Source organism: Gordonia sp. X0973, from assembly GCF_013348785.1.
GTDB lineage: Bacteria > Actinomycetota > Actinomycetes > Mycobacteriales > Mycobacteriaceae > Gordonia.
In genome coordinates this window covers 326,954-351,914 of the sequence record NZ_CP054691.1, presented here as the reverse complement: position 1 = coordinate 351,914, position 24,961 = coordinate 326,954, and the positions used below count along the sequence as shown (strand labels likewise).

General features: G+C 69.4%; 23 protein-coding genes. 11 read left to right on the top strand and 12 right to left on the bottom strand.

Annotated features, from left to right (window positions below):
• Positions 1-4: 4 nt before the first annotated feature.
• Both HUN08_RS01700 and ssd read right to left on the bottom strand, forming a co-directional pair.
• Positions 5-1,192 (bottom strand): TadA family conjugal transfer-associated ATPase, encoded by a 1,188-nt coding sequence (locus HUN08_RS01700; protein ID WP_124245852.1) that lies wholly within the window; start codon positions 1,190-1,192, stop codon positions 5-7.
• Complete coding sequence (gene ssd, locus HUN08_RS01695; protein ID WP_124245853.1) at positions 1,189-2,241, bottom strand: septum site-determining protein Ssd; 1,053 nt, start codon at positions 2,239-2,241, stop codon at positions 1,189-1,191. Before ssd ends, HUN08_RS01700 begins: the two co-directional genes overlap by 4 nt.
• A gap of 161 nt (positions 2,242-2,402) precedes the next feature.
• On the opposite strand from ssd, the gene HUN08_RS01690 reads away from it, so the two are divergent.
• Positions 2,403-5,030, top strand: a complete 2,628-nt coding sequence (locus HUN08_RS01690; RefSeq protein WP_124245854.1) for a LuxR C-terminal-related transcriptional regulator — start codon at positions 2,403-2,405, stop codon at positions 5,028-5,030.
• A 21-nt stretch (positions 5,031-5,051) separates the two neighbouring features.
• On the opposite strand, the gene HUN08_RS01685 is transcribed toward HUN08_RS01690, so the two are convergent.
• Entirely contained in the window at positions 5,052-6,047 is a 996-nt protein-coding gene (locus HUN08_RS01685; RefSeq protein ID WP_301546838.1) for a triacylglycerol lipase, read from the bottom strand.
• Positions 6,048-6,524: 477 nt separating this feature from the next.
• Here HUN08_RS01685 and HUN08_RS01680 point away from each other — a divergent pair, with 477 nt between their 5' ends.
• Positions 6,525-7,349 carry an HAD family phosphatase gene (locus HUN08_RS01680; protein WP_124245855.1) on the top strand — a complete coding sequence of 275 codons (825 nt, stop codon included), beginning with the start codon at positions 6,525-6,527 and terminating at the stop codon, positions 7,347-7,349.
• A gap of 461 nt (positions 7,350-7,810) precedes the next feature.
• Here the strand turns inward: HUN08_RS01680 and HUN08_RS01675 are convergent, their stop codons facing one another.
• The gene (locus HUN08_RS01675; protein WP_124245856.1) at positions 7,811-8,575 is read right to left on the bottom strand and encodes an oxidoreductase; all 765 of its coding nucleotides are present in this window, start codon (positions 8,573-8,575) and stop codon (positions 7,811-7,813) included.
• Positions 8,576-8,655: 80 nt separating this feature from the next.
• On the opposite strand from HUN08_RS01675, the gene HUN08_RS01670 reads away from it, so the two are divergent.
• The 4 genes from HUN08_RS01670 to HUN08_RS01655 all read left to right on the top strand — a co-directional run bounded on the left by HUN08_RS01670 (position 8,656) and on the right by HUN08_RS01655 (position 13,016).
• Entirely contained in the window at positions 8,656-9,477 is an 822-nt protein-coding gene (locus tag HUN08_RS01670; RefSeq protein WP_124245857.1) for a class I SAM-dependent methyltransferase, read from the top strand.
• Positions 9,478-9,543: 66 nt separating this feature from the next.
• Positions 9,544-11,481, top strand: coding sequence for an acetate--CoA ligase (gene acs, locus HUN08_RS01665; RefSeq protein ID WP_124245858.1), 1,938 nt, complete (start codon positions 9,544-9,546; stop codon positions 11,479-11,481).
• Positions 11,482-11,553: 72 nt separating this feature from the next.
• A complete protein-coding gene (locus tag HUN08_RS01660; RefSeq protein ID WP_124245859.1) occupies positions 11,554-12,066 on the top strand; it encodes a phage holin family protein in 513 nt (170 codons plus the stop codon).
• Between the two features lie 20 nt (positions 12,067-12,086).
• Positions 12,087-13,016, top strand: a complete 930-nt coding sequence (locus tag HUN08_RS01655) for an alpha/beta fold hydrolase (RefSeq protein ID WP_124245860.1) — start codon at positions 12,087-12,089, stop codon at positions 13,014-13,016.
• Between the two features lie 38 nt (positions 13,017-13,054).
• Here HUN08_RS01655 and HUN08_RS01650 read toward each other — a convergent pair whose 3' ends face one another.
• From HUN08_RS01650 to nth, 4 genes are read right to left on the bottom strand one after another with little or no spacing between them, the layout of a single operon-like run.
• Positions 13,055-14,251 (bottom strand): MarP family serine protease, encoded by a 1,197-nt coding sequence (locus HUN08_RS01650; protein ID WP_124245861.1) that lies wholly within the window; start codon positions 14,249-14,251, stop codon positions 13,055-13,057.
• A gap of 3 nt (positions 14,252-14,254) precedes the next feature.
• The gene (locus HUN08_RS01645) at positions 14,255-15,130 is read right to left on the bottom strand and encodes a CoA pyrophosphatase (protein ID WP_124245862.1); all 876 of its coding nucleotides are present in this window, start codon (positions 15,128-15,130) and stop codon (positions 14,255-14,257) included.
• Positions 15,127-15,843, bottom strand: coding sequence for a TlpA disulfide reductase family protein (locus HUN08_RS01640; protein ID WP_124245863.1), 717 nt, complete (start codon positions 15,841-15,843; stop codon positions 15,127-15,129). Before HUN08_RS01640 ends, HUN08_RS01645 begins: the two co-directional genes overlap by 4 nt.
• A complete protein-coding gene (nth, locus tag HUN08_RS01635) occupies positions 15,840-16,586 on the bottom strand; it encodes an endonuclease III (RefSeq protein WP_367649932.1) in 747 nt (248 codons plus the stop codon). Before nth ends, HUN08_RS01640 begins: the two co-directional genes overlap by 4 nt.
• A 127-nt stretch (positions 16,587-16,713) precedes the next feature.
• On the opposite strand from nth, the gene HUN08_RS01630 reads away from it, so the two are divergent.
• A complete protein-coding gene (locus HUN08_RS01630; RefSeq protein WP_124245865.1) occupies positions 16,714-16,944 on the top strand; it encodes a hypothetical protein in 231 nt (76 codons plus the stop codon).
• 123 nt (positions 16,945-17,067) lie between these two features.
• Positions 17,068-17,742, top strand: coding sequence for a Crp/Fnr family transcriptional regulator (locus HUN08_RS01625; RefSeq protein WP_124245866.1), 675 nt, complete (start codon positions 17,068-17,070; stop codon positions 17,740-17,742).
• Between the two features lie 29 nt (positions 17,743-17,771).
• On the opposite strand, the gene HUN08_RS01620 is transcribed toward HUN08_RS01625, so the two are convergent.
• Genes HUN08_RS01620 through HUN08_RS01610 form a run of 3 tightly spaced genes read right to left on the bottom strand, consistent with a single transcriptional unit; the run spans position 17,772 to position 19,292 of the window.
• Positions 17,772-18,638 carry an MBL fold metallo-hydrolase gene (locus HUN08_RS01620; RefSeq protein WP_124245867.1) on the bottom strand — a complete coding sequence of 289 codons (867 nt, stop codon included), beginning with the start codon at positions 18,636-18,638 and terminating at the stop codon, positions 17,772-17,774.
• Positions 18,635-19,108, bottom strand: coding sequence for a RidA family protein (locus HUN08_RS01615; protein ID WP_124245868.1), 474 nt, complete (start codon positions 19,106-19,108; stop codon positions 18,635-18,637). The genes HUN08_RS01620 and HUN08_RS01615 overlap by 4 nt, the downstream gene beginning before the upstream one ends.
• A 4-nt stretch (positions 19,109-19,112) precedes the next feature.
• Positions 19,113-19,292: a DUF4177 domain-containing protein gene (locus tag HUN08_RS01610; RefSeq protein WP_124245869.1), complete on the bottom strand. Its 180-nt coding sequence runs from the start codon at positions 19,290-19,292 to the stop codon at positions 19,113-19,115.
• 139 nt (positions 19,293-19,431) lie between these two features.
• Between HUN08_RS01610 and HUN08_RS01605 the strand changes: the two genes are divergently transcribed.
• Both HUN08_RS01605 and HUN08_RS01600 read left to right on the top strand, forming a co-directional pair.
• Complete coding sequence (locus HUN08_RS01605) at positions 19,432-20,415, top strand: ArsA-related P-loop ATPase (protein ID WP_124246230.1); 984 nt, start codon at positions 19,432-19,434, stop codon at positions 20,413-20,415.
• Positions 20,415-21,533 carry an ArsA family ATPase gene (locus tag HUN08_RS01600; RefSeq protein WP_124245870.1) on the top strand — a complete coding sequence of 373 codons (1,119 nt, stop codon included), beginning with the start codon at positions 20,415-20,417 and terminating at the stop codon, positions 21,531-21,533. Before HUN08_RS01605 ends, HUN08_RS01600 begins: the two co-directional genes overlap by 1 nt.
• A 305-nt stretch (positions 21,534-21,838) precedes the next feature.
• On the opposite strand, the gene HUN08_RS01595 is transcribed toward HUN08_RS01600, so the two are convergent.
• A complete protein-coding gene (locus HUN08_RS01595; protein WP_124245871.1) occupies positions 21,839-22,156 on the bottom strand; it encodes a WhiB family transcriptional regulator in 318 nt (105 codons plus the stop codon).
• Between the two features lie 295 nt (positions 22,157-22,451).
• Here HUN08_RS01595 and HUN08_RS01590 point away from each other — a divergent pair, with 295 nt between their 5' ends.
• Positions 22,452-24,905, top strand: a complete 2,454-nt coding sequence (locus tag HUN08_RS01590; RefSeq protein WP_165353360.1) for a transglycosylase domain-containing protein — start codon at positions 22,452-22,454, stop codon at positions 24,903-24,905.
• Positions 24,906-24,961 lie beyond the last annotated feature (56 nt).

Genomic DNA, 24,961 nt, shown 5'->3' with positions numbered 1-24,961 from the left:
CCGCTCATGACCGCTCCGCCAGCAACCGGCACAGCTCTCCATGCGAAGGCTGAAACCCCTTGTCGCGCAGCCACACCGGTGCGATCTCCACTAGACCGTCACGACCGCGCCGCACCAACCCGATCTGAGTCAACGCCCGCACGCCGCCGCCGTCCCGCCCGACGACGAACACGACCTGGACCGCCGCGGCCAGCTGGCTGTGCAGGGCGAATCGCTCCAGTCCGCCGAGTGCGGCGAGCGCCTCCAATCGAGCAGGCACCTCTGCGGCGGAGTTGGCATGCACGGTCCCCGCGCCGCCGTCATGCCCGGTGTTGAGGGCGGCCAACAAGTCGACGACCTCCGCGCCGCGCACCTCACCGACGACGATGCGGTCCGGGCGCATCCGCAACGCCTGCCGGACCAGCGTGCGCAGCGGGACCTCGCCAGCGCCCTCCGCGTTGGCTGCGCGGGCGACCAGTCGCACGACATGCGGATGCTGCGGGCGCAACTCCGGCGCATCTTCGACGCACACGATCCGCTCGGATGTCCCGACGAGGCCGAGCAAACTGTTGAGCAGCGTGGTCTTGCCTGCACCCGTGCCGCCGGCGACGAGGAAGGCCAGCCGCATCCGGACCACGTCGACGATCAGGTCGCGCACCTCCGTCGGCACCGCACCACCCGCCACCAGTGAGGCGAAATCCTGCTGCGCGGGCCGCAGCACCCGCAAGGACAGACACGTTCCGTCCGCCGCGATCGGCGGGATCACGGCATGCAGTCGCACCGTCACGCCGTGGCGACCGATGTCGCGCAACTGTCCGTCGACCCACGGCTGCGCATCGTCGAGGCGACGGCCGGCACCGAGCGCCAACCGGGCCGCCAGTCGACGGACCGCCGCCTCGTCGTCGAACCCGACCGACGGCTCGCGCACCAGACCCGCACCGGCGTCCACCCACACCGCATCCGGCCCGACCACCAGGATGTCGGTGGTGGCGGCGTCGGCGAGCAGTGCCTCCAGCGGCCCGGCTCCGACGAACTCGGTCTGCAGATGACGCAGCGTCGCGAGTAGATCGGTATCGCCGAGGACCCCGCCGGATTCGGCCCGGATGGCCGCGGCGATCGACTCGACCGACGGCGGTCCCGATACCCCGGCCGTCTGCGCCAGACGCTCCCGGACCCGGTCGACGAGTGACGAGGCGACCACCGGCGCGCTCACGCGGTCACCTCGTCGAGGCGCGCGCACAGGCGACGGCCGATCACACCGAGCGGGCTGCGCTCCCGCAGCCGCAGCGGGCGACTCTCCAACTGCTTGGGCAGTGACGGGTCGGATCGATAGCTACCCAATAGTGGGGCGCGCACCGCCCGCGCCATCTCCTCGGCGCGCAGCCCGCCGGGTGCCGGTCCGCGCAGCACCAGCTCGACCGGGCAAGGCGGGCCGGGCAGGCTCTCGCCGGTGGCCCGGGCGGCGGCGATCGCGGGCAGGTTGGCCTGACACAACAGGATGACCAGATCGGCCCGGCGCAGCAGTTCGTCGCGCATCTCGGCGCGGGTCCGCGGAACGTCGACGACGACGATGTCGCCGCCCATGCGACCGGCGTCGACCGCGGCAACCACCGACTCGGCCCGCACCGGGCGATCGGCGCCGCGCCCGGCCGCGAGTACCCGTAGCGTTTGCGCGCGGGGAAGCGCCTCGTGCAGCGCCGAGTGACTCAACCTTCCGCCGACCGCGTTCAGATCGCGCGCCCGCACGCCGTCTGCGTTCTCGATCCCGAGCAGCAGGTCTGCCCCCGACCCGATCTCGTCGGGGCTGATCAGCAACGTCGCCCGTTCGACATTGCCGCGTGCCGCTGCCATCCCCGCCACCGCGGCGAGCGTCGTCGCACCGGCCCCGCCGTGCCCGCCGAGGACCGCCAGCACCTTGCCGTCGCCGCGAGCGGGAAACCGCGACTCGCTCAGCGCGCAGACCAATCCCTCCTCGTGCGCCGGCAGCTCGAATCCCTCGCCGACTCCGACCGCCATAGCCGCCCGCCACACGCTGGGCGGAGTCTGCGGCGGGCACACCAGGAACACACCGGACCGGCGCGGGAGCATCGCCCCACCGAGGACCGCGACCGCGACATCGTCGACGACCACCGCGTCGGCGCGCAGCCACTCGGCCGCGCAGTCGGCGGGATCGCCGGGCACAATCGCGTAGCCCGCCGCGGCCGCGCACCGACCGACGTCGTCGACCATCTCCGGTTCGACCATCACCAGCAATTCGCTCATACCCCGGAGTGTGGTCCGACGTCGCGACTCCGACGCCCGCAGAAGGCCACCAACAGCACTGCCCTGTGGATGGCGGCGAACTGTGCGCAAGTCGGCGGCCGCGGCGGGTGGGAAGCAGGCGACACGCGGTAGCGCCGTGAAAACGGCGATAAAGTACGTGGGTGGTCGATCACTGGCCGCTGACGGGGCGGGAAAACGAACTGGATGCGCTGCTCGAGGCGTTGAAGTCCGGCGCGCGCAGCGTCATCGTGACCGGGGACGCCGGCGTCGGCAAGTCACGACTGTTGGAAGAGCTTGCCGCGCAAGCCAAACGGCGCGTCATTCGGATCACCGGATTCGCCGCCACCAGGGATATCCCGTTCGGCGCGACATCGTCCTGGCTCGGCACGGCCCCGCCCGACCCCGCCCTCCTCATCGAGTCCGTACTGGCGACGATCGCGGGCGACCGTACTCCCGGCACGGCTCCACCACTGGTCCTCGTCGACGACGCGCAGTGGCTCGACGACGTATCCGCGACCGTCGTCAACCGTCTCGCCAGCCGTCGACTCGCATCGGTCGTCGTCGCCCTGCGGACCCTGTCCGACGCTCCCGACCCGATCGTCGCGATGCACCGCGACCCGAACGTCGACCACCTGCCGTTGGCGTCGTTGAGCGTTACCGAAACCGAAGACCTGCTGGCGGGGGTACTCGGGGGTCGGCTGCACCGCCAGACGGCCCAGGAACTGTGGAAACTCACTTCCGGCAACCTGCTCTACGTTCGCGAGATCACCACGGCCGACGTCGCGTCGGGCAAGCTCGCCCGCGATGCCGGCGGCGAATGGGTGTGGGACGGCGGACCGTCGGTGGCCGACTCGCTCACCGAATTGATCGGCGCGCAACTGGGCCGTCTCGACGAGACGACCACCGAACTCGTCGACGTGCTCGCCATCGCCGGCACGTTGGGCGTCGACGCGCTCGGAAGCGTGCACGGGCTGTCCACCGCCGACGTCGAACGCGCGGTTGCCGATCACCTCGTCGTCGTCGACGCGGAAACCGGCACCGCTCGCCTGGTGCATCCGCTCTACGCCGAGGTGCGGCTGCAGCGGATGGGTCGATTGCGGCGATCCCGGCTGCAGAGTGCGGTCGCCGACGCGCTCGGCGCCCATCCCAGCGGCAACCCGCGCGACGCGATGCTGCGGGCGGTTGCCGCGATGGAGTCCGGTGCGGCCCACGACCCCGGTCTCTATCTCGCCGGGGCCGCCGCGGCGTCCGCGTGGTGCGATCTCGATCTGACATTGACCCTGGCGCGAGCGGCCATCGACGCGGGTGGTGGCTTCCCCGCCGAAATGATGCTCGCCTACCACCTCACGACCGCCAACCAGGGCGCCGAGGCGGACCGGGCATTGGCGGCCCTGCTCGCGCGGCCCGATCTCTCCCCCGATCAGACGATGCTCCTGGCCTACATGTACGCGGGAAACCGTTTCTGGGTCATGCAACGCCCCGACGAGGCGGAACGCATCCTCGCCGATGCGATAGCGGCGGCAGAACCCGACACCAACCTGTCCACGCTGATCTCGTTGCGCGGCGCCTTCGCCTCCTACCTCGGCCACCACGACGACGCGCTCCGACTGACCGCCGAGGCACTCGAGGACCCCTCGCTCATCGGGATGCCCCACATCTTCTGCGCAATGGGCCGCACGATCAGCCTGGGCGCCATGGGTCACTACACGCGCCTCGACGAGTTCCGCCGCCGAGCCCACGAGGATGCCGCGATCAGCGTGCCCGGCTCGATCCGCTACACCCTGATGACGCTCGAACTGCAAGCCCACGCGATCGCCGGCGATCTCACGACTGCCACGGAGATAGCCGACACCTACAGCACCGAGGCCGACGATCTACCCGGCTTCGCTCGCACGCTCACCACCTACATGCGCGGCTACGCCGCCTACTTCCGGGGCGAAGTCACCGAGGCGACGGACTGTATCCGCGGCGTGGTCGCGCGGCTCGCCGACGACCCGCGCGCAACACCCGGCTGGGAATACGCGTGCCGCAACCGCCTTGCCGCGCTGTACGCGATGGCCGGCAACACCGAGCGCGCCGCCGAGCACCACGCGTGGATCGCCGATCACCCGCACCCGGCCATCGCCTATGTCGACACCGAGCTGCTCGTCTCCCGAGGCTGGGCCGCCGCAGCCGCCGGACAAGTGTCCCAAGCGATCGCCTGTGCGGGCGCTGCAGCCGAACTCGCCCGGGACCGCGGGGAGTCGGGCAACGAGGTCCTCGCATTGCAGCACGCCACCCAATGGGGCGATGCGTCGACAGCCGTACGCCTGGCCGAACTCGCCCACCTCACCGACGGCCCCCGACCGCCTCTCGCCGCCCGCCATGCACGGGCACTGGCCGATCGCGACGCCGACGGCCTCTGGGAGTGTTCCCACGATTGGACCGCCATGGGTGACAGTGTGGCCGCCGTCGACGCCGCCGCGCAGGCCGCGGTGCTGTTCCGCGCGGCCGATCGTCGAGGACAAGCCCAGCTGGCCGGAGACGCCGCCGCTCGGACGGCCGCCGACCGCGGCTTCAGCACCCCCGCTCTGCGGGCCATGACCGCACCGGCAGAGCTGACGCGGCGGGAAGCCGAGATCGTCGCGCAGGTCGCACAGGGGCTCTCCAACCGGGAGATCGCCGATCGCCTGGGATTGTCGTCGCGAACCGTCGAGGGTCATATCTACCGCGCGATGACCAAGACGGACTGTTCCAATCGAAGCGAGTTAGCCGCGCTCATCGACGAGAGACACGACAGCGTGTCCTGAGCGCTCACTCCGCTGGCAGCCTCACCCGGTGAAGGGCGGGACGGTCATGCACGGCACCTTCACCGGGTGCTGCGGATCCAACGCGTTGAGCACCATGTAGGCCGCGCGCCGCGATCCGGCGATCGCCATGTGGTCGCTGAAGTCCTGCGCACAGGTGTCTTGGACGACGATGTTGCGCACGCTCTCCCCGGGGCGACGGGCCGGGACCTGACCGCTGGTGTAGGGCAGCACGAGCTCGTCGTAACGCGTGGAGATGTTGGTGTAGTGGATCCCGCGCACGTAGGGGGATCCACCGCGCCAGACCTTGTCGACCATCGCCGAACCCGGCAGCATCTGGCTGCAGGCCTGGCAGATCGGGAGCCATCGGTCGCCCGCGCCCAGTCCGCCGAGGAACCGCGAGACCGGAACCATCAACGACCCGCTGGTCCCCTGCCACAGCGGCGCCAAGGAGACGTAGTTGGTGACCTTGGGCGCCCCGCCGAGGAACTTCAGGTAGTACGTCGGCATGAAGGTTCCCTGGGAATGACCGACCAGGTCGACGGTGCTCGCCCCGGTCCGCTTGAGCACGTCGTCGACGAAGACGCGCAGCTGGCGCGCGGATTGCTCGATCGGCCCCATCCCGCCGACGGCGGTGAACGGCCACGGCAGCGGCAACGTGCCGTAGGTCAGCGCGTAGACGCAGTAGCCGCGGTTGGCGAGCATCGACGCATACGCACCCCAGTTGGTCTGCTGCCCGCCGCCGGTGCCGTGGACCAGCACCACCGGGCGCGGGTGCTGCGGCGACGGCGTGCACCGGGCCAGGTTCGTCCCGGGAAGGGAGCCACCATGATTGACGAGTTCGTTGGGGATGCCGCCGAAGAAGTTGTAGTTCTCCGGGTAGTGCGGTGTCGCGCTCGCGGTGGGGGCGACGGTCACCGCGGCCGCTCCGGCGCAGAGCACGGCCGCCACGGCGGCCAGCGCGCGTTTAGTCGCGGGCCGTCCCCGGCCCCATCCCAGCGTCTTTCCGGACATCAGCATGCGCACCCCCATCGGAATCTCTGGTCAATCTAACGGCTGATCGATGACGGGGAGGCGCTTTCCGACAACGCCCGATTTCAGAATCTCGGGGGCGTCGGCCACCGCCGCGAAACTCGATGGAACCGATCGGCGGCCGCGTGCGTCTAAGTAATTGTGTGGGGCAAGAAGCCTCGACGGGCGGCTCGCGCGTCACCGACTGGGGAGAGTCGGGAGGAGCCATACGACGAGGTTGAAGCGGACTGAAGTCCGATAGCCGGCCCTAGACAGAGGACGACCCCGGCCAATGGGGGGAGAAGGCCGGGGTCATCACGTTTCAGCCCCGGGGGGTCGGGCTGAAAACTCCCGGTTATTCACCGGGCAAGCGCCACTATACGCGCGCGTTCGCAGCGATTGCAATAGCAAGTAGTTGGTCACTTGACCAGCTATTTCTACCGGTTCCGGGGTGACCCAGACCACTCGCGGTCGTACGCTCGAACAGTGACCTCAACAGGCCGGTCCGCCAACGCCCGCCCGGGCGTCGCGGCCTTCTTCGACTTGGACAAGACGGTGATCGCGCGGTCGAGCGCACTCGCCTTCACCAAGCCGTTCTATTCGGGCGGGCTCATCAACCGGCGCTCAGTGATCAAGTCGGCCTACGCCCAACTCCTGTTCACCCTGACCGGCGCCGACGAGGATCAGGTCGAGAAACTGCGCGCGCACGTCACCGACATGTGCCGCGGGTGGCCGGTGGACCAGATCAACTCGATCGTGCAGGAGACGCTGCACGACATCGTCGAGCCCCTGGTCTTCGCCGAGGCGACCGAACTCATCGCCAACCACCAGGCGCGCGGTCACGCCGTCGTCCTCATCTCCGCGTCGGGCCGCGAGATGGTCGAGCCCATTGGCGAGATGCTCGGCGTCGACGCGGTGCGCGCGAGTCGCATGGCGGTCACCGACGGCCGCTATTCCGGCGAACTCGAGTTCTACTGCTACGGCACCGCCAAGGCCGACGCCATGCGCGAGCTCGCCGAGCAGCTCGGATACGACCTCGCGGAGTGTTACGCCTACTCCGACTCGATCACCGACCTGCCCATGCTCGCCGCCGTCGGCCACCCCACCGCCGTCAATCCCGACCGGGCGTTGCGCAAGGAGGCCACGGCCAACGGGTGGCCGATCCTCGCCTTCGATCGACCGGTCGGGCTCTCCGACCGACTGACCCCGTCGCCGCGCACCCTGGCCGTGTCGGCGGCCACCGGGGCCGGAGTCGCGGCGATCGGCGCGGCCTTCTACTACGGCTGGCTGCGCCGGCGACTGCATGCCTGAGGTCGCGCCAGAACCCGCCTGAGCCCGCCCGAGCGGCCGGTAACCGCGACCACCCCAAAGATTCGAGCGTAGGCCACGGACCGGTCGTGGGCCATTGAAACCGGACACACATTTCGCCGCGCAATTCTGTAGGCCGCAAACCCTTGATGTGATGCAGATCACGATGTACAAATGAGTCACGGAAGACCGGAAGGCCAGATCCGACCCGGAAGAGAAGGATCGAATCCCCGACCGGAATTCCCAGCACGGACGGCAAGCACCCACGCGGAGCGCGCCGCACAGAGGCAGAAGTGTTGTGCACCTGCGACGTCGGCCGAGGGTTTCACCCGAGACCGGTAACCCGTCGCCGAGGTGGTCCACACAACCCACCAAGCACGCTTGGTAACTTGGGTCCGTGCTATGCGGGCGGTGACCGACGGTCGCCGCCCGCAGCGCGTTGTGCGCCCGACGAAATCAGCTTCCTATTTCGCGCGCGGCCGCGCCGCCTCCGCGATCGACGCCGCCTCTGCTGCCCCCGCCTCGAAGGCCGCACAACACAGCAGGATCCACTCGGCCACCCCCTCGGGCGTCCCCTCCCCGAACCGGGCCGCGGCCCGGTGGTATTCGGCGGGTCGTTTGAGCCACGCGACCTCGGGCACCCCGAGATTGTGCGGATCCAAACCCGTTGCGACGCAAGACAACCGGGATGCGCCGCGGGCGACTATCCCGTTGGCGGCGGCGAACGGGGCCAATGCGAGCAGTTCGCCGTGGACGACGGCCGCGACGATCGGACCGGGAACACCGGCGGAGGGTGCCGTGACCACCTGGCCGAGAAGGTCGAGGCGTGCCCCTACCGCCGCGTCGGATCGCGGGCGTCCCAACGCGTCGGCGTCGGCGACGATGTCGGCCGCGGCGAGCACGTGAAGTCGCGCGAGGGCCTGCGCCGGCGCGCGGCGGTACACCCCGACCAACTGCTCCAGCGAGTCGCCGTCGAGGGCCTGGGCCACGCGCATCGACCCGGCCAGCAGCGGATCGTCGTAGTCGCCGTCGCGGCGCAGTTCCACGCTGCCTCCGTCGATCGCCGCCGACGACCGTCCGCCCCGCCAGGAGGCCTCCAACGCCGTCGACGGCCAGCCCCGCAGGTTGGCCGGATGGCGGTGCACCGCGGCGAGCGCGTCGCGCGCTTTCTCGGCCGCTTCGGCGACGCCGGGCAGCTCGACGAGGGGGGCGAGCGGGTGGGCGGGCATGGCCACCAGATTACGGCCTACCCAAACCCGGACCATCAAGTTAGGCTGACCTAAGTGATCCGCGGCGGAGAGGCGAGGCGATGACCCGAACGATCGACGGAAACTCACTGCGGGGAGTCTCCGCGACGACGCTGTGGACACTGCGCAACCGCGCCGAAGAGGCCAAGCGGCCCGCTCCGATCATCGACGACCCGCTGGCCGTCGAGCTCTACGAGACGATCGACTACGACTACGAGAAATTTGGCAAGCCGAGCCAGTCGCACGCCCTGCGCGCCCTGGCCGCCGACGCGGCCGCCCGCGACCATCTCGCCCGGCATCCGGGGGCTTCCGTGGTCAACCTCGGCGAAGGATTGCAGACCAGCTTCTGGCGGGTCGCCGACCCGAAGGTCGCCTGGATCAGCGTCGACCTCGCCCCGGTCATGGAGGTCCGCCGGGAACTCCTGCCGCGCGAGGAGCAAATCGTCGAATGCCCGACCTCCGCGCTCGACCGCGCGTGGTTCGACGAGGTTCCCGACGACCAGCCCGTCCTGATCATCGCCGAGGGATTGTTCATGTACTTCGAGCCCGACGAGGTGTGGGCGCTGCTCACCGACCTCGCCGCACGGTTTCCCGGCGGCAGCCTCTTCTTCGACTCCATCCCCTCCTGGTTCTCGAAGAAGACCGTCTCCCCGAACGGCCTGCACCTCACCGATCGCTACCGCACGCCACCCATGCCCTTCTCACTGAACATCGTCGGTGCCGCCGCCATCCCGAAGCGCATCCCGGCGATCACCCGCGTCGACGACGTGCCGATGCCGCGGGGCCGCGGGCCGTGGGGCAACGCGCTCCTGATGTCCTTCGCCGACGCGCCGGTCCTGAAGAATCTGCGCCCGTCGATCTCCCTCGCACACTTCGCCGAGTAGGCCAACGGATGAATCGGCGAACCGATCCCGTGCGCTCGACCGGCCCCGGTGACTAGGCTCACAACCATGTCTGAAACCGCCGTCTACCCGCCTTCCCCCGAGTTCGCCGCGCAGGCGAATGCCACCCCCGAGATCTATGCGCGCGCCGACGCCGACCGCCTCGAATGGTGGGCGGAACAGGCCCGTCGCCTCGACTGGGAGATGCCGTTCACCGAGGTGCTGGACTGGTCGAACGCGCCGTTTGCGAAGTGGTTCCCCGGCGGCAAGCTCAACGTGTCGGTCAACTGCGTGGACCGCCACGTCGCCGCCGGCAAGGGCGACCGCGTGGCGCTGCACTGGGTCGGCGAGCCGGGGGATTCGCGCGACATCACCTACGCCCAACTCAAGGATGAGGTCTGCAAGGCCGCCAACGCCTTCACCAACCTGGGCATCCGCGCCGGCGACCGCGTCGCCATCTACATGCCGATGGTCCCCGAGGCGATCATCACCATGCTGGCCTGCGCTCGCCTGGGCGCCACCCACTCCGTCGTCTTCGCCGGCTTCTCGTCGGCCGCGCTGCGGTCCCGCGTCGACGATGCCGAGGCGAAACTCGTCGTCACCACCGACGGCCAATACCGCCGCGGCGAGCCCGCCCCGCTCAAGACCGCGGTCGACGAGGCGCTGGGCTCCGGCGAGGATGCGGCGAAGTCGGTCCGCCACGTCGTGGTGGTCCGGCGCACCAACCACGACCCGAACCTGAACTGGGTGGAGGGCCGCGACGTCTGGTGGGAGGACACCGTCGACGAGGCGTCGCCGGAACACGAGCCGGAGGCCTTCGACTCCAACCACCCGCTGTTCCTGCTCTACACCTCCGGCACCACCGGCAAGCCGAAGGGCATCGTCCACGGCTCCGGCGGATACCTCACCCAGACCAGCTCGACCTTCCACAACGTCTTCGACCACAAAGAGGGCCGCGACATCTTCTGGTGCGGTGCCGACATCGGCTGGGTCACCGGCCACACCTACATCGTCTACGGGCCGCTTTCCAACGGCGCGACCGAGATCCTCTACGAGGGCACCCCGAACACACCGGACGAGCACCGCCACTTCCAGGTGATCGAGAAGTACGGCGTGACGATCTACTACATGGCGCCCACGCTGATCCGCACCTTCATGAAGTGGGGCCGCCAGATCCCCGACGCGCACGACCTCTCGTCGCTGCGCCTGCTGGGCAGCGTCGGCGAGCCGATCAACCCGGAGGCATGGCGCTGGTACCGCGACGTCATCGGCGGCAACCGCTGCCCGATCGTCGACACCTGGTGGCAGACCGAGACCGGCTCGTGCATGATCTCGCCGCTGCCCGGCGTGACCGCCACCAAGCCGGGGGCCGCGATGAGGCCGATGCCGGGGATCAGTGCGCGCATCGTCGACGAGGAGGGCAAGGACACGCCGCGCGGCGAACAGGGCTACCTCGTCCTCGACCAGCCGTGGCCGTCCATGCTGCTGGGCATCTGGGGCGACGACGACCGGTACCGGGAGACCTACTGGTCGCGGTTCGCCGAGCAGGGCTGGTACTTCGCCGGCGACGGCGCCCGCTACGACGAGGACGGCGCCCTGTGGGTGCTCGGCCGCGTCGACGACGTGATGAATGTTTCCGGGCACCGCATCTCCACGTCGGAGGTCGAATCCGCGCTCGTCAGCCATCCCGACGTCGCCGAGGCCGCGGTCATCGGCGCCTCCGACGCCACGACCGGCCAGGGCATCGTGGCGTTCGTGATCCTGCGCGAGGAGATCACCTCGGTGTCGGACACCTTCGAGACCGACCTGCGCAACCACGTCGCGGTGGAGATCTCCCCGATCGCCAAGCCACGCGAGGTCAACGTCGTGCCGGAGCTGCCCAAGACCCGCTCCGGCAAGATCATGCGCCGCCTGCTCAAAGACGTCGCCGAAGGTCGTGAACTCGGTGACACGTCGACGCTGGTGGATCCGTCGGTCTTCGAGAACATTCGCAGCCGCAACCAGTAGTCCACGACGGCTGTCGACCCGGCGGGCGCCCCGGCATGGCAACATAGCGGGGCAACCATCATCGGAGGAGATGTGATCGGAAGAAAGCAGGGCCCGCGGACCTCGGTCTCCGGCCCCACCGGGCCAGTGCCGGCGATTCCGCTGTCCGACGCCAACAACGGGCGCGACGGCCAGCCGACGATCGGCAACCTGGTCAAGGACGTCACCGCACAGGCGTCCACCTTGGTGCGCGGCGAGATCGCGCTGGCCAAGGCCGAACTGAAGACCGAGGCCAAGAAGGCCGGTGCGGGCAGCGGCCTGCTCGTCGGCGCCGGTGTGATGCTGCTGTACACCAGCCTGTTCTTCTTCATCTTCCTCGGCGCGCTGCTGATGATCTGGCTGCCCGCGTGGGCCGCCTTCGGCATCGTGTTCCTGCTGCTGCTGCTCGTCACCATCGTCGCCGCCTTCGTCGGCTACCGGATTTTCCGGCGCATGCGCGCACCGTCGAAGACCATCGAATCGGTCTCCGCCCTGAAGGAAGTCCTGCCGGGCAACCAGCAGCTCGACGGCCCGCCCGCGCATCCGCAGCTGCCGCCCGCCCGCTAGCGGCCGAACCCACCGCACCCGTGGCCGTTCCCGATCCGTCCGACGTCCGGCTTCCCGGACCCTGGCACCACTTCGACGTCCGCGCCAACGGGCTGCGCTTCCACGCCGTCGAGTACGTCGAGCGCGCCGCCGCCGACAGCCCGCTGGTGCTGATGCTGCACGGATTCGGCGAGTTCTGGTGGTCGTGGCGCCACCAGCTGCGCGAGCTGACCGAGGCCGGCTATCGGGCCGTCGCGGTGGACCTGCGCGGCTACGGCGACTCCGACAAGCCGCCGCGCGGCTATGACGGGTGGACTCTCGCCGGCGATACCCACGGCCTGATCCGTTCCCTCGGGCACACCGAGGCGACGCTCGTCGGGCACGCCGACGGCGGACTCGTCTGTTGGGGCACCGCCACGCTGCACCCCCGCGTCGTGTCGCGCATCGCCGTTCTCGCCTCGCCCCATCCGCGCGCCCTGCGCCGCGCCGTGCTGCGCGACAAGACGCAACGCGAGGCCTTCCTCGGCGGGTTCCTCTACAAGCAGCTGCCCAGATTCGGCGAGCGCCAGCTGACCCGTAACGACGGCGCCTACCTCGTCGATTATTTCGGAGATCGCGCCGGCGCGCGCTGGCGGGAGTCGGCCGACTTCGACGAGGCGTTGACCCTCAACCGTCGCGCCGTGCAGATCCCGGGCGCCGCGCACTGCTCGCTGGAGTACCAGCGCTGGGCCTACCGCTCGCAGTTCCGGCCCGACGGCGCACATTTCATGGAACTGATGGCCACCTCGGTGGGGGTGCCGGTGCTCGCCGTGCGGGGCCGCGACGACACCTACATCACCGAGGCGACGCTGACGGCGAGCGACCGCTGGGCACCGGAGTTCGACTATTGGCACGTCCCCGGTTCCGGCCACTTCGTCCACGAGGAGCAGCCGGAGCGGACCAACCGCCTCCTGCTCGACTGGCTAGGCTGAGCGCTCGACTTGGGCTGGCCGCTTGACCGGGCTGGGCGCTAGCCCAGGACACAGCCCTCGGTGCTGACCGGCGAGTCGCTGCCCCGTCCTTTGGCCACCGCGTCGCCCAGTTGCGCGGCGGTGATCGCGAAGCCGGTCTCGTCCTTCGCACTCTCCCCGGCACCGAACACCATGCCGGCGACCTGGCCGCCGGGAGTGATCAGCGGGCCGCCGGAGTTGCCCTGCTCGATCCGGCCGCGCAGCGTGTAGGCCTCGCGCCGGGTCTGGGTCTGACCGTAGATGTCGGGCGAGGAGAGATTGACCTTTCCGCGGACCCGCATCGGGGACGCTCGGAACGGACCGTCCTGCGGATAGCCGAGGGCGATCGCGTCGTCACCGGTGCGCAGCGCGGAATCGACGAACCGCAGCGGCGCGACGCCGAGCCCGGGTACCTCGAGCACGGCGACGTCGACATCGGGATCGAAGAGGACAACGGTGGCGGGTAGGACGCGCGACCCGACGCGGACCGTGAGGCTCGACGTGCCCGCGACGACGTGGGCGTTGGTCATCACACGATCGGGCGCGAAGACGAAACCGCTGCCCTCCAACGCGCGCTGACAGGCGGGCGCCTCGCCGCGGACCTTCACCACCGCGTCGCGGACCTGCGCCACCCCGGGCGCTCGCACCAACGCCGGGTCCGGCGGGTCGACCGGGTTGATGGTGGTGCGCCCGTAGGGGCCGATGGCGTCGGGGAGCCCGGATTCGTTGAGCAGCGTGCGGAACCGGTCGGGCACCGCGGCCAACCAGGGGGGCGCGACCTCGCCGACCTTGGTGAGTACCCGGGATTGGCCGACCGCGTCGGCGGTGGCCGCCCCGGTCAGCGAGGCGTCGCGCAGCGGGGTGGCGAGCAGCCAGGCCCCGACGAGGACGGCCAGCGCCTGCAGCACCATCCCGACGAGACTGTCGAGGAAGCGGGCGGGTGAGTTGTGCAGCCAGCCGCGCAGCGATCGTCCCAGCACCATGCCGGCGACCTCGCCGACGACGACCAGGACCACCAGGATCGCGATGCCGACGATCACCCGCATCCGGGCGTCGTCGATAGCGCTGATCGCCCGCGGCGCGATGAGGATGCCGGCGACGGCGCCCAACGCCAAGCCGACCAGCGACGAGGCCGAGACCAGCGCGCCCTGGCGATAGCCGGAGTACGCGGCGAGCGCGACGGCGACGACCAGCACCGCGTCGATGACGGTTCCCATCGCCTACCCGCTGCCCGCGGTGTCGCCGGAGCCGAGGTCGTCCTGGTCGTCGGGGTAGTCGTCGTCATCGGGCGGGAACGGCAGATCCAGCGGCAATCCGTGCGACTGGTCGGATTTCGCCTCTGCGATCGCGTCGTCGAGGGGGCGCACGTCGTGCGTATCCCACGGCACGTCCCACCCGCTGGCGGCACTGATCGCCGCCAACAGCCCGCCGGTGAACCCCCAGACGAGCAGGCCGTCGACTGAGAACGCCGGCCCCTGGTAGACGCGGCCGCCGAGGAAATCGCGCCGCACCTGGAAGCGGTTGGCCGGGTCGAGCAGGTCGCGCATCCGGATCCGCGCGACGCGCGCGGTCTCCCCCGGATCGACGGCGCGCACCGGGGACGGGTTCTCCCAGTAGCCGAGGACCGGAACGACTTCGAAGGGGCTCGGCAGGGTGGAGAACGACGGGAGGTTGGCCAGCACCCGCACCCCGTCGGGGTTCAGGCCGGTCTCCTCCTGCGCCTCGCGCAGCGCGGTGTAGACCGGGTACGGCTCGCCCTCGTCGTGTGCGCCGCCGGGGAAGGCGACCTGCCCGCTGTGTTGGCGCAGCGTCGTGGCCCGCTCCAGCAGCAGGACCTCGGCATCGTCGGGCAGGCCCCCGGCGGCGGCCGGATCGGCGTCGAATCCACCGCCGAACAGCACCAGGACGGCGGCCGCGCGGCGGTTGCGCGCCGCCTTCACCATCCGGGCCAGGCGTGCCCGGTCGCCGCCGCGGTTGTTCACGATGGTGGTCAGCGCGTCGACATCACCGGTCAGCCGGTGCAGCCACGGCGGGATCTGCGACGGTTCGACCAGCGGACCGATCGGATGCCCGGTCGGAAGTTCACCACGGCTCACACCGTCACCCCCAGGTATTTGCGCGCATCGGCGGCCAACTCGTCGGGACTCCCGTACAGGCGCACCGGTGCGGCGGCGACCGTGCCGTCGGCACGGACGAAAACGGTTGCCGGGAAGAAGCGGCCGGCGCCGAGCGCCTTGGTCATCGCCCCGGAGGTGTCCAGGACGGTCGGCACGTGGACGTTGATCTCGGTCAGCAACGCGAGGGCCAGGAATGGATCGGCACCCTGCTTGTCATGGGCGGCCAGCACGGTCAGACGGTCTCCGGCGCGGGCGGCGAACGCACCGAACACGGGCAGCTCGGTCCGGCACGGGCCGCACCACCGGGCCCAGAAGTTCACGATCATGGGACGGCCCGCGGTGGCCGCGCCGATGTCCACCGATGCGCCGTCGGCCAGGCAGGTGACGGTGACGCCGCCCAGCACCGACTGCGGTCCGGCCGGGGCCGCCGACGTCGGGCACGGCGCCAGCGCCGCCCGGGTGCGGGCCGCGGCGAGTTCGTCGGGGCGGTAGGTCGCCGACGGCAGCGTCGCGCCGGTCGGCGTCTGCCCGGCCTGCGGTCGGGAATCGGGGGCGTCGGTTCCGCGCGGCCAGACGGCGACCGCGAAGGCTACGACCAGTACGCCGAAGACGACGGTCCACCGGAAGACCGGCGAGGTCAACGCCTGGCGCCGCGCCTCCCGGACCCGGGTGTCTTTCGCCGCACCGCTCACGTCGTCTCGATCCCGGCCAGAGCCAGGAGGTGGTCGGTCTCCGGTCCCTTCACCAGCTTGGCGGCGGCCATCTTGTCCACCGGCCCCTCGCCGTAGGAGGGGCAGTCGCGCGCGAGGACGCAGACGCCGCAGGCCGGCTTGCGGGCGTGGCAGACACGCCGGCCGTGGAAGATCACGCGATGCGAGTAGTCGGTCCACTCCCGTCGGGGGATCATCTCGCCGATGACCCGCTCGACCTTGACCGGATCGGTCTCCTCGGTCAGCCCCCACCGGCGCACGAGGCGGCCGAAATGCGTGTCGACGGTGAGCCCGGGCACCCCGAAGGCGTTGCCCAACACCACGTTTGCCGTCTTGCGGCCGAAGCCCGGGAGGGTCACCAGCTCTTCCAGCTTGCCGGGCACCTCGCCGTCGAAGCGTTCGACGAGGGCCTGGCCCAGGCCGATGATCGAGTTCGCCTTGTTGCGGTAGAAGCCGGTCGGCCGGATCAACTCCTCGAGTTCGACGCGATTCGCACCCGCGTAGTCGGCCGCGGTGCGGTATTGGGCGAACAGCGCCGGCGTCGTCTGGTTGACGCGCACATCGGTGCATTGGGCGGAGAGGATCGTCGCCACCGAGAGTTCGAGCGGATTGGTGAAATCGAGTTCGCAGTAGACATGCGGGAAGGCGACGGCAAGCTTTCGATTGATGCGCCGCGCCCGGCGCACCAGCGCCAGATGCGTGTCCGCCTTGCTCGTGCTCACCAATCCAGGTTAGGCGATGGGCCGGTGGGGACGACCACCAGTGGAGGCCGCACGGGGCCGCGCATAACGATGCTGTGACGACTGTCCGATTCGCTGGTCCGGGTAGCTCGCCTCGGGTTTACTGTTTCCCATGCAAGGACTGGCGACCCTCCTCTACCCATTGGTTCTCATGCTCTTCGCCCTCGGCATGGAGCGGCTCGAGAACCGGGTGACGAGGGGATCCGGCGCCGTCAGCCCGGACCAGGTCGACAGCCTGCTCACCGATCCGCGCGCACGGGACACCCGTCGCGACGACGTGGCGAGTGTCGCGGTCCTGCCGACGACGGGCGAGTCCGCCGCCAGCGCCCGGCGCGCCAGCTGAGACTTTCCCGTGGTCAAACGTGACCCATCCAACATTTCGGCCCGAGTTTCCAGTAGCCTGTGGTTTTGAGGTTCGGTGGGCACGGTGCCCCCGTATTTGTGTGAGGCAACAGAGAGGTTAACTGTGGACGACGTACTGGCCAGGGCTGGCATTTTCCAGGGTGTCGAGCCCAGCGCGGTCGCAGCGCTGTCCCAGCAGCTCCAACCGGTCGAATTCCCCCGCGGACATGTGATCTTCCACGAGGGCGAGCCCGGCGACCGCCTCTTCATCATCCAGAGCGGCAAGGTGAAGCTCGGGCGCCGCTCCCCCGACGGGCGCGAGAATCTGCTGACGATCATGGGACCGTCGGACATGTTCGGCGAGCTGTCCATCTTCGACCCGGGCCCGCGCACGTCGTCGGCGACGACCGTGACCGAGGTGAAGGCGGTCTCGATGGACCGCGACGCGCTGAAGGCCTGGATCAAGGACCGCCCGGAGATCGCCGAGCAGCTGCTGCGCGTGTTGGCCCGCCGTCTGCGCCGCACCAACAACAACCTGGCCGACCTGATCTTCACCGACGTCCCCGGTCGCGTCGCCAAGCAGCTGCTGCAGCTCGCCCAGCGGTTCGGCACCCAGGAGAACGGTTCGCTGCGCGTGACGCACGACCTGACCCAGGAAGAGATCGCCCAGCTCGTCGGTGCCTCGCGCGAGACGGTCAACAAGGCGCTGGCCGATTTCGCCCAGCGCGGCTGGCTGCGCCTCGAGGGCAAGAGCGTCCTCATCGCCGACTCCGAGCGCCTGGCCCGTCGCGCGCGATAGCGCGAATGCCTGACCGCGCGCGATAGCGCTCACTCCTCGCGGAGATACTCCAGCTGCGCCTTGACCGACATCCGCGCGGCCGGCCACAGCTTCTTGTCGACGTCGGAGTAGACGCGGCGCACCACCTTCATCGGCTTGGCGTCGCGCGCGTTGACCCCCATCGCGTCGAGCGCGGCACGGATCTGGTCGATGCGCTCCTCCCGGTGCTGTTTGTAGTACCGGGCGACCGGGACGAGGTCGGGATGATCGGGGCCGTGCCCGGGTAGCAGTGCGGTGGCCGATTCCATCGGTCCGCTGCCCTCGACGATCAGCCGGTTGACCGAGTTGAGATAGTCGCGCAGGCCGCCGTCGCGCGGGTCGAGGACGGTGGTGCCCGAACCGAGGATGGTGTCGCCGGTGAGCATGGCCCGCTGACCGTCGTATTCAACGAGGAAGCTCATCGAATCACCGGTGTGACCCGGGGTCGAGAGCACGGTGATGCGCAGCCCGGCGGCCTTGATGACCTCGCGGTCGACGAGGGGCTTGGCGTCGCGGCAGAGGCTGGGGCGCTTGGCCCGCACGGGGGCGCCGGTCCGCTTGTACAGCGCGCCGATCGCGCCGATGTGATCGTGGTGGCGGTGGGTGATCAGCGTCAGGACCACATTGCCGGTCGCGGCGACGGCTTTGACGTGCTTCTTGTGTTTGCGGGGCCCGGGATCGACGACGACGCAGTCCGGGTGGCCCGGGGCGCGCAGGATCCAGGTGTTGGTCCCGTCCAGCTCCATCATTCCCGGGTTGTCGCAGAGGATGACCGACGCGAACGGGGTGACCTCGCGCAGTGTGCCGTAGGCCGGGTGGGTCGGCGGCCCGGTCGGGTCCGCGTCCGGCGCAGTGCCCTCCCGGGCCGCCGCACTCACGGTGCCACTTCCACGATCAGCTCGACTTCCACCGGTGCGCCGAGGGGAAGTTGGTTGACCCCGACCGCCGACCGGGCATGTCGGCCCGCCTCGCCGAAGATCTCGCCGAGCACCTCCGACGCCCCGTTGACGACGCCCGGCTGACCGGAGAACCCGTCGGCCGAGGCGACGAAGCCGACCACCTTGACCACCCGCACGATCGAGTCGAGGCCCACCAGGGCGTCGATGGCCGCGAGGGCGTTGAGCGCGGCCTGCTTGGCCGCGGCCTGCGCCTCCTGCGGCGACACGATTCCCTCGGCCCCCTCGGCGACCTTGCCGCGGGTCATCAGCTCACCGTCGACCATCGGCAGCTGCCCCGCCGTGTAGACGAGATTGCCGGTCCGGACCGCCGGTTGGTATGCCGCGAGCGGCGGGACCACCGGCGGCAGGGTCAGCCCCAGTTCGGAAAGTCGCGACGTCCACGTCCCCATGCCGCTACCCCGCCACCCGCTTGAGGTACGCGACATGCTGCTCGCCGGTCGGGCCCGGCAGCACGCTGACGAGTTCCCATCCGTCGGCACCCCATTGGTCCAGGATCTGCTTGGTCGCATGGGTCAGTAGCGGAACGGTCGCGTACTCCCACGCCGGGCGGGAAACAGAAGATGACTCACTCATAGAGTCCAGGGTATCCGTCGGAACCGTCGCCGCTAGGCTTTACCTCGTGGTCACCAACGACGGTAACGACTCGACAGCGCGCGCCGGGGCGCCGAAGGCGGACTCGACCGCTCGCTTCTCCGCCGGTACCTGGCCCCCGATCGCCAAACGGGCCCGCCTCCATTTCATCTCCGGGAAGGGCGGCACCGGCAAGACGACCGTCGCCGGCGCCCTCGCCTTGGCCCTGGCCCAAGAGGGCAAGAAGGTGCTGCTGGTGGAATGCGAAGAGCGCCAAGGCATTGCGCAGCTCTTCGACCGGCCGCCGTTGCCGCCGACCGATTCGCTGGTCGCCACCGTCGAGGGCGGCGAGATCTACGGGCTGGCCATCGACATCGAATACGCGCTGCTGGAATACCTCGACATGTTCTACAACCTCGGATTCGCCGGTCGGGCGATGAAGCGCATCGGCGCCATCGACTTCGTCACGACGGTCGCGCCGGGACTGCGCGACGTGATCCTCACCGGCAAGATCAAAGAGCGGATCATCGCGACCGACAAGAAGGGTGAGCGGATCTACGACGCCGTCGTCGTCGATTCCCCGCCCACCGGCCGCATCGGCAACTTCCTCGACGTCACGCAGGCGATGGCCGACCTCACCAAGACCGGTCCGATCCGCAAGCAGAGCGACGGCGTGACCAAGCTGCTGCACTCCCCCGACACCGCGGTCCACCTGGTCACGCTGCTGGAGGCGATGCCGGTCCAGGAGACCATCGAGGCCGTCGACGAGCTGCGCGGCAAAGACCTGCGCGTCGGCGCGATCTTCGTCAACCGCGTGGTCCCCGAACTCCTGCCCGACTCCGACGTCGACGACATCGCCGAGGGGCAGATCGACGCCAAGCGGATCAAGGCCCAGCTGGACAAGGCCGGGATCGACCTCGACCAGGACGGGCTGGCCGGCCTGTTGACCGAGTCGATCGAGCACGCGATCCGCTACCAGGCGCAGCAGGTCGCCTCCGGTCAGCTCGACACCGTCGAGCACTCGCCGGGTTCCCCGATCGCCACCGTCGAGCTGCCGAACCTCAACAGCCACGACGTGTCCACCGTTTACGACTTGGCGCAGGTGCTGCGGGAGGCGGGAGTCTGATGACCGAGGTGCTGAAGATGGGGGCGGTCCTCCGTTCCCCCGATACCAAGGTCGTGATCTGCTGCGGTGCGGGCGGCGTCGGCAAGACGACGACGGCCGCGGCGATGGCGCTCTACGCCGCCGAGAACGGTCGCAAGGTCGCGGTGCTGACCATCGACCCGGCCAAGCGGCTGGCCCAGTCGCTGGGCGTGGACTCACTGACCAACGAACCCCAACCGGTCCCGCTGACCGACGACGGCGGCAAACCGATCAAGGGCACCGGCAGCCTCGACGCGATGATGCTCGACATGCGCCGGACCTTCGACGACATGGTCTACGAGCACTCGACGCCCGAGCGCGCCGAGGCGATCATGGCGAACTCCTTCTACCAAACCGTCGCCTCCTCCTTCTCCGGCACGCAGGAGTACATGGCGATGGAGAAGCTCGGCAAGCTCCTGGAGGAGAACCGCTGGGATCTGATCGTCGTCGATACTCCTCCGTCACGGAATGCGCTGGACTTCCTCGACGCCCCCCAGCGGCTCGGCTCCTTCCTCTCCGGCCGGCTGAGCAAAGTGCTGATCGGCGGCGGTCGCGGTGTGGGGCGGGTCGTCACCGGCGCCGTCGGCATCGCGATGAAGGGCGTCTCGACGATCATCGGCGGCGAGACGCTGCGCGACGTCGCGACCTTCGTGCAGTCGCTTGACTCGATGTTCGGCGGATTCCAGGAGCGCTCGGCGCGGACCTATGACCTGCTCAACCAGCCGGGAACGCAATTCGCCGTCGTCGCCGCGCCCGAACCCGACGCCCTGCGCGAGGCGGCCTTCTTCGTCGACCGGCTGTCGACGGAGAAGATGCCGCTGGCGGGTCTGATCGTCAACCGGACCCATCCGAACCTGACGACGATCTCGGAGGCCGCCGCGAACGCGGCCGCGGAGAAGATGAAGGACGATCTGACCCGCGGCGTGCTGGAGGTTCACGCGTTGCGCGCTGCGACGGGTCGTCGAGAGCTGGATCTACTGGGCCGGTTCACCACGGTCCACCCCGCGGTGCCGATAGTCGGCGTTCCCGCCCTGCCGTTCGAGGTCGCCGACTCCAAGGCCCTGCGTGCCGTAGCCGAGCAGATCACCGCCCGCGGCTGACCAATCGGCTCGCGGCGACGGTGGTCGAGTGCCGTAGTCGGTGGTCGAGTGCCATAGACGGTGGTCGAGTGCCATAGACGGTGGTCGAGCGCCATAGACGCTGGTCGAGCGCCATAGACGCTGGTCGAGCGCCATAGACGCTGGTCGAGCGCCATAGACGCTGGTCGAGCGCCATAGACGGTGGTCGAGTGCCGACGAGGCGCTAGCCGAGTCGGTGTATCGAGACCGCGCTAGTCGCGCTGGTCGAGTGCCTTCGAGGCGCTAGCCGAGAAGGTGTATCGAGACCAAGGCGTATCGAGACCGCGCTAGCCGACGTCGGCGCGATGGCGGCGGCGCTGGGCCTCGAAGAAGGAGGCCCACGAGGTGACGTCGGGATGCTGGCGCAGGAGTGCGCGACGCTGACGCTCGGTCATACCGCCCCAGACGCCGAATTCCACGCGGTTGTCGAGCGCATCGGCGCCGCATTCGAGCTGGACCGGGCAGTGGCGGCAGATCGTCGCGGCCTTGCGCTGGGCGGCACCGCGTACGAACAGCTGATCGGGGTCCTCACCGCGACACTTCGCTTGCGAGACCCATGCCTGTCGCGCTTCAGATTCCCCGGTGGTCAGTGTCGTTGGCGTCATTACCAGTCCCTGTCTGCCTCGTTACCAAATTTCCCGCACACATAACCGGAGTCATACTCGATCCGATCTGTTGTGTAGGTCACACCCGAGGTCAAATCTATGTAGCACGCCGCCAAGAATGCAAGACCCGGATGGGAAAACTGGGACATTCGTGCTAACCCGCAGCAAACGCCCCTGTTCACAGGGATTCCCTAGGCGCAGGCCGATGATCACAAGACGGTCACGGCGTGCGCTTACCGGCTTCTCGGGAATCCCCCGTATCCTGATGGGCGTGTCGCCCACCACAGTTGCCCGCATGTCGCACGAGACCAAGACCAGGCTGGGACGCCTCGCCCTGGCGATGCTCGTCTCGGGTGTCCTCGTCGCCGGTTTGCTCTTCCCGATCGCCGGCGGGCTCGGCGTCGCGTCGAACCGGGCGGCCGCCGCGATGGAGAACGTCTCGTCGGAGCTGCTGAACGGCAACGTGCCGGAAGTGACCACGATGACCGATGTGACCGGTCGGCCCATCGCCTTCCTCTACGACCAGTACCGATTCCAGGTCGGGTTCAACGACATCGCGCCGGATATGATCCGCGCCATCGTCTCCATCGAGGACCGACGGTTCTTCGACCACGACGGCGTCGATTGGAAGGGCACCATCCGCGCGGCGCTGCGCAACTCGTCGAGCGGCGAGGTGCAGCAGGGTGCGTCGACCCTGGACCAGCAGTACATCAAGAACTACCAGCTGTTCGTCCTCGCCAAGACCGAGGCGGAGAAGCAGGCCGCCACGGCCACCACCCCCGCGCGCAAGCTGCGCGAGGTGCGGATGGCGCTCACCATGGAACAGTCGATGGAGGCCCAGGCACGCCGCGAGCGCGGTCTCGGCCCGACCGAGGCGAAGCAGGAGGCGAAGAAGCAGATCGTCACCCGCTACCTGAACACGGTCCCCTTCGGCAACAACGCCTTCGGCATCGAAGCGGCGGCGCAGACATACTTCGGCATCCCGGCCAAGGATCTGCGCGTTGAGCAGGCGGCGCTGCTCGCCGGCATGGTGCAGTCGAGTACGGCGCTCAACCCGTACACGAACCCCCAGGGGGCGACGGAGCGCCGCAACCTGGTGCTCGACCAGATGATCAACAACTTCCCCAACCGCCGCGAGGAGTTGGAGAACGCGAAGAAGCTGCCGCTCGGCACCCTCCCGCAGCCGAAGACGGTCCCGCAGGGATGCATCTCCGCGGGCAACAGCGGCTTCCTCTGCGACTACGCGTTGAAGTTCCTCGCCGAGAACGGGATGTCGCGCAACACGGTCCTGCGCGGCGGGTACACGATCCGCACCACTCTCGACCCGGCCGTGCAGCGCTCGACGGTCGCGGCCCTGCAGTCCTACTCCAGCCCGAACGCCGAGGGCGTGGCCCAGGTCTCCAGCGTGATCCGGCCCGGCTCCAAGTCGCATGACCTGGTGGCGATGGGGTCCTCGCGCAACTACGGTCTGCGCCTCAAGCAGGGTGAGACCGTTCAGCCGCAGCCGTTCTCCCTGGTGGGCGACGGCGCCGGCTCGGTGTTCAAGGTCTTCACCGTCGCGACCGCGCTGGAGAAGGGCATCCCGTCGACCTCGGTGATCCCCGTCCCCGCGACCCTCGCCGTCACCGGGATGGGTAACAGCGGCGGCACCAACGGCTGCCCGGAGAGCTACTACTGCGTCAAGAACGACGGCAAGTACCCGGCGTCGATGACCCTGCAGAACGCGCTCGCGCAGTCGCCCAACACGGCTTTCGTGAAGCTGCTGCAGCGCGTCGGGGTCTCCCCGACGGTCGACATGGCGGTCCGCCTCGGCCTGCGCAGCTACACGGTGCCCGGTTCGTCGGGCTTCGGCGACAAGTCGATCGCGACCTACGTCAAACAGGGCAACCTCGGCTCCTTCACCCTCGGCCCGTTCGCGGTGAACGCCCTCGAGCTGTCCAACGTGGCGGCCACCCTCGCCTCCGGCGGCACCTGGTGCCCGCCGAACCCGATCGCCGGGATCAGCAAGGTCAAGCGCGACCGATACGGCAACCTGATCATCGGGCCCGACGGGAAGCCGGCCGTCGCGACCGTGCCCTTCGCCCCGCCGAAGTGTGAGCAGGTGGTCGACAAGAACCTCGCCCACGCGATGGCCAATCTGCTGAGCAAGGACGACCAGGGCGGCGGCACCGCTGCCGCGGCCGCGCGCGGCTCCGGTTGGGGGCTGCCGCTGTCGAGCAAGACGGGTACCACCGAGGCGCACCGCTCGTCGGCCTTCCTCGGCTTCACCAACAACCTGGCGGCCGCCGTCTACGCCTACAACGACGGCCCGACGCCCGCCGAACTGTGCTCCGGCCCGCTGCGCCAATGTGGCTACGGCAACCTCTACGGCGGCAGCGAGCCGGCCCGCACGTGGTTCGCCGCGATGGGGCCGGTCGCCTCGAAGTTCGGCCCGACCTTCCTGCCGCCCAACCCGCCCGAGTACATGATGGGCAGTCCGCGCGGCCGGGTCCCCAACGTGACCGGGCTGCCCGCGAGCGAGGCCACGGCGCGCCTGCAGCGGGCCGGTTTCCAGGTGACACAGCTGGAGGCGTCGAGCTCGCGACCGAAGGGTTCGGTGGTGTTCACCGCACCGTCGGATTCGGCGATGCCGGGCAGCACGATCACCATCTACGTGAGCGACGGGAAGCGGTCGGGCAGTTCCGGCCCGACCGAGACCACCGTCGAGGTTCCCGGCGTCGGACCGGTGGTCATCCAGATCCCCGGCTGATCGGTGATCCAGGGGCGAGCGGGCGCATCTGAGCCGCTGGGCGACAGTGCGTGTCG